This is a genomic window from Bacteroidota bacterium (genome assembly GCA_034723125.1).
Taxonomy (GTDB): Bacteria; Bacteroidota; Bacteroidia; order CAILMK01; family JAAYUY01; genus JAYEOP01.
Genome location: JAYEOP010000141.1, coordinates 1 through 4,022, shown reverse-complemented (window position 1 = coordinate 4,022; position 4,022 = coordinate 1). Strand labels below are relative to the sequence as shown.

Below are 4,022 nucleotides of genomic sequence, written 5' to 3'. Positions count from 1 at the left end.
GTACCTCCCTCACAATGACGACCTTATGGGTTGTTGTAAGAATTGTTTATTTGGTGATTTGTTTATTTGAAATTTGACTGTGGACTGAAGACTGTGGACTGCTGACTTCTTTAATTGAAAGCTCCAACATACCGTCATTGCGAAGGAAGGATGACTGTGGCAATCTGATGAAAGAATTGTTTATTTGTTTATCTGTTGATTTGGTGATTTGGTGATTTGTTTATTAGGAACTTAACTGCGAACTGTTGACTGCCGACTGTTGACTGCCGACTGTTGACTGCCGACTGTTCTTGACTGCCGACTGCGGACTGAAGACTGTGGACTGTTTATTTGTTTATTCGCAAAATATATACTTTAGATTATTTTTAAAAAAAAATTGGAATTATTAAAAGTTTTATATACTTTTGTACCCTTTGATAAAACATAATTAAAAAATAAGTGTATGAAAATTTATGATTTTACTCCCCCTTTTTTTTATAAGTAATTGTTCATCAATCTGTAATAGATTATCATTTTTTCTAAAAGCAAAATATTATTTATTCATTTTATTGCTTTTTTTAAGTTTTTTTGCAAACTCACAACAATGGTTACCATCTTCAGCTACGTCAATTGACCAAATTCAACGAACCGGAGATTTTGAAATTGGTAACTTAAGCAATAGTTATTCAACATCAAATTATTTTGACATTTTACACAATCCAACAGATGATAATGATTGGAACCAATTTATATTTAACGGACGAGGTTATGCTAAAATATTAAGACTTAAAGGTGGATTTAATGGTAACAACCGTGCACTTTTCCAAATTGAAACAAACTCAGAATCATCTGATCTTTTTGCAGAAGACAATTTTGTTTTCCGTGTATTAGGTAATGGTGCAGTAATTATTGGAAACGAATATATTCATCATCCCACACAATATTGGGATGCAAAACTTATGGTAAATGGAGTTATAGCATCTCAAAAAATAGTTGTACGCGATCAAACAAATTGGTCGGATTTTGTGTTTGATAAAGATTATAAACTCCCATCATTATTTGATGTTGAAAAATTCATTTCTTTAAACAAGCATTTACCTGGTGTACCTTCTGCAAGTGAAGTAAAAGAAAATGGTTTGGATTTGGGTGAAATGGATGCTGTATTATTGAAAAAAATTGAAGAGTTAACTTTATATCTGATTGAGTTGAAAAAGGAAAACAAAGAAATAAAAAAACAACTGGATGAAATCAAATTGAAAATAAAATGAAATTAAAATATCTTTTAACTATACTAACTATCTCATCATTTTCACTGCTTTTTTTTAGCTCTTGTGATGATGAAGATGACCCATGTAACAATGCCAAAGTTGCAAATGCTGAATTTAAGGCTTATGATCTTGCAGGTTTTAAATTTGAATCATGGAATTATGAAACAAGAATGATTGAATGTGACACCTTTTTTACATCAGGAATTACTTTTAATACTGTAGATAAAGTCATTAAGAAGTGTACATGGAAGGTGGGTTTTGATCCCCGAATATTTGAAGGTGATAATCTTTTTCTTGTGTTTGACAAACCTTATGGGCCTGTCAAAATCACTTGTATGGTTGAGAAAGATATTTTGGAAGATTGTTTTTCATCAAAAAACAGCCGGTATGATACATTTACAAAACAAATTGTGATAATCGACTATAAAGATGCTCCTTATGTTGGCAATTTCAGAGGATATGTTGAATCAAAACCTGACAGCATTTTTGAAATAAAAATTGATTCATTATATAAAAACGGATCAAGATTTCGGATTTACAATTTTTTCAATTATTGTAGTGACACAATTATTGATTTTCAATTTGAACATTCTTATAATGAATTCTATTTCTGGATTCCACCATATCCTTGCATGCATCCTATAAGAGCACATGGTGTAATGTCAAAAGACAAGATTAATTTAACAATTGAATTTTATATTGAAGAATGGGTTTCAGGCAACAACTGGATAATTTCTCATGATAAATTTATCGGTAAAAAAATAAATTAAACAAAATGAAAACATATATAATTTTATTATTTTTTATTATCAGCTTAAACGTATTCTGCCAGACAAATCCACCATATACACTATGCCCATTAAAAAATGCCGTAACAAATCCTGACAACAATGGATGTGTGCCTGCAATTTTGCGACCACCGGATTATAACATGAACCCTGCTGACCCAGCACAGCTTGCCAACCTGAAAACCCATAGTGAATCCTATGACCAATACAACAACCTTAAAACTTGTAACTGGGATTGGAGAACGGAGTATTATTATTTTAATTATACAAATAATGCAGGGAATTCTATGGAAGGTCCTATGTATTCCCCTTTTTATGCTTTTGTACATAATAATGTACACGAATTTGCATCAACTATTCTGAAGGACTATAATCCTGAAGATGGTTGGGAGTTGATAAAAAGAATAAATTTTGGCAACCTGTCAAATTTTGGAACACACTCGTTAAATCCCTGTCTTATTTTATATAACAAATATACAGGCATATTACGCGTTTTTATTTATTTAACACAGAATCCCAGTAGCAATGGTGGTGCAATTTCCTTAAGACTTAATAAAGATGGGAATGACAAAATAACAGGTGCTTTATCTTTTCATAATAGTCCTGCAAATTCATTAGACAATTTTGACAAATCAGAAATTTTTCTAAAAGTTCCCAATCATATTCCGGAAGCAGCTTATCCATGCTGGTTACATGCTGATTTCTTAATAGCTTATGATCCATGCACTTGTGGAAGCCAAACTCAATTTGAGATAATTCCTGCCTTTTCAAATACAGGTAATCTTGAGATTGCAATTAATGGCGTCATTTCCAGTGATGAAGAAATGGATGAAATCAAATTGAAAATAAAATGAAATTAAAATATCTTTTAACTATACTAACTATCTCATCATTTTCACTGCTTTTAAATAATTGCTGTGATGATGACGATAATAATCCGTGTAAATCATTAGAACCCACAAATGCTGATTTTATTACCGAAAAGGTTTTCAGTATTTGGGGTGCAATGACATATTTTGAGGAAGATACTTTTATTAAAGAAAGTACTATCAGGTTTAGTGTAAAAGATAATAATGTTGATAGTTGTTTGTGGAAAGTGGGAGAACATTCTGATACAATTACCGAAAAATCATTTTACCTGACTTTTGATGAAGCTTACGAAAATATTACAATCCGGCTAATTGTTTTCAAAAAGCCGTTCAAAGATTGTTTCCCAAAAGATGATGGAATTGATACATCTTATAAAACAATTTACCTTATAGAAAAAGATAATTTAAATTATGTGGGTAAGTATCACGGGTATAATATTAATAATTCAGATACTAAATTTACGATAACTATTGATAGCAATTCTTACCATCATTACCCAATCAATGGGGTTGTTTATCATATTATAAACCTCCCTGATGGAAATTCACCTATATATAAACCTTGGGGGGAGTTATATCACTGTGTAAAAATTTTTCCCGGATGGTCAAATTTTTATTTAAAAGGCTCAGGAAAAACACATAATGTAGTAGGTTGGGGTTATTATAATAATAATTTAAAAATGATAACAATTAATTATTCTTATAAGGATTATAATCATTCTGATAAAATAAATACAACATTTATCGGATATAAAACAAAATAAATATGAAAAATATTATAATAATCTTAATTATACAATTTATTCTCTTTCAATCTTTTTCACAAACGAATAATGTTCCCTGCCCACTTAGAACAACAACAACAGACCCTTATATTACAGGTGGTTTCGATTGGAGGATAGATCCGTTAAATTATCTCACCTCTCACCTCTCACTTTACCTCAAAATAATAACACTCCCCTTAAAACTCTCCTTTTTCCCCATAGTTCCCTTAGCGTAAATTTGATAATAATACGCTCCTACCGGACAGACTTTTCCTTTGTATTTTCCATCCCATGAATCGTGAATATCGTTGCTTTCAAAAACTTGCTCGCCCCAACGGTTGTAAATTTTTATGT

General features: G+C 31.0%; 5 protein-coding genes. 4 read left to right on the top strand and 1 reads right to left on the bottom strand.

Features of this window, described 5'->3' with window-relative positions:
• Window positions 1-452 precede the first annotated feature (452 nt).
• From U9R42_04230 to U9R42_04215, 4 genes are read left to right on the top strand one after another with little or no spacing between them, the layout of a single operon-like run.
• Window positions 453-1,247, top strand: coding sequence for a hypothetical protein (locus U9R42_04230; GenBank protein ID MEA3495224.1), 795 nt, complete (start codon window positions 453-455; stop codon window positions 1,245-1,247).
• Complete coding sequence (locus U9R42_04225; protein MEA3495223.1) at window positions 1,244-2,017, top strand: hypothetical protein; 774 nt, start codon at window positions 1,244-1,246, stop codon at window positions 2,015-2,017. The genes U9R42_04230 and U9R42_04225 overlap by 4 nt, the downstream gene beginning before the upstream one ends.
• Before the next feature lie 5 nt (window positions 2,018-2,022).
• Entirely contained in the window at window positions 2,023-2,889 is an 867-nt protein-coding gene (locus U9R42_04220; protein ID MEA3495222.1) for a hypothetical protein, read from the top strand.
• Entirely contained in the window at window positions 2,886-3,668 is a 783-nt protein-coding gene (locus tag U9R42_04215) for a hypothetical protein (protein MEA3495221.1), read from the top strand. The genes U9R42_04220 and U9R42_04215 overlap by 4 nt, the downstream gene beginning before the upstream one ends.
• Before the next feature lie 172 nt (window positions 3,669-3,840).
• Here the strand turns inward: U9R42_04215 and U9R42_04210 are convergent.
• The coding region (locus U9R42_04210) for a gliding motility-associated C-terminal domain-containing protein (GenBank protein MEA3495220.1) at window positions 3,841-4,022 on the bottom strand (182 nt) is incomplete at its 5' end.

Coding starts and splice junctions, on each gene's coding strand:
- U9R42_04225 (MEA3495223.1), top strand. CDS start 1,244: ATGAAATTAAAATATCTTTTAACTATACTAACTATCTCATCATTTTCA.
- U9R42_04220 (MEA3495222.1), top strand. CDS start 2,023: ATGAAAACATATATAATTTTATTATTTTTTATTATCAGCTTAAACGTA.
- U9R42_04230 (MEA3495224.1), top strand. CDS start 453: ATGATTTTACTCCCCCTTTTTTTTATAAGTAATTGTTCATCAATCTGT.
- U9R42_04215 (MEA3495221.1), top strand. CDS start 2,886: ATGAAATTAAAATATCTTTTAACTATACTAACTATCTCATCATTTTCA.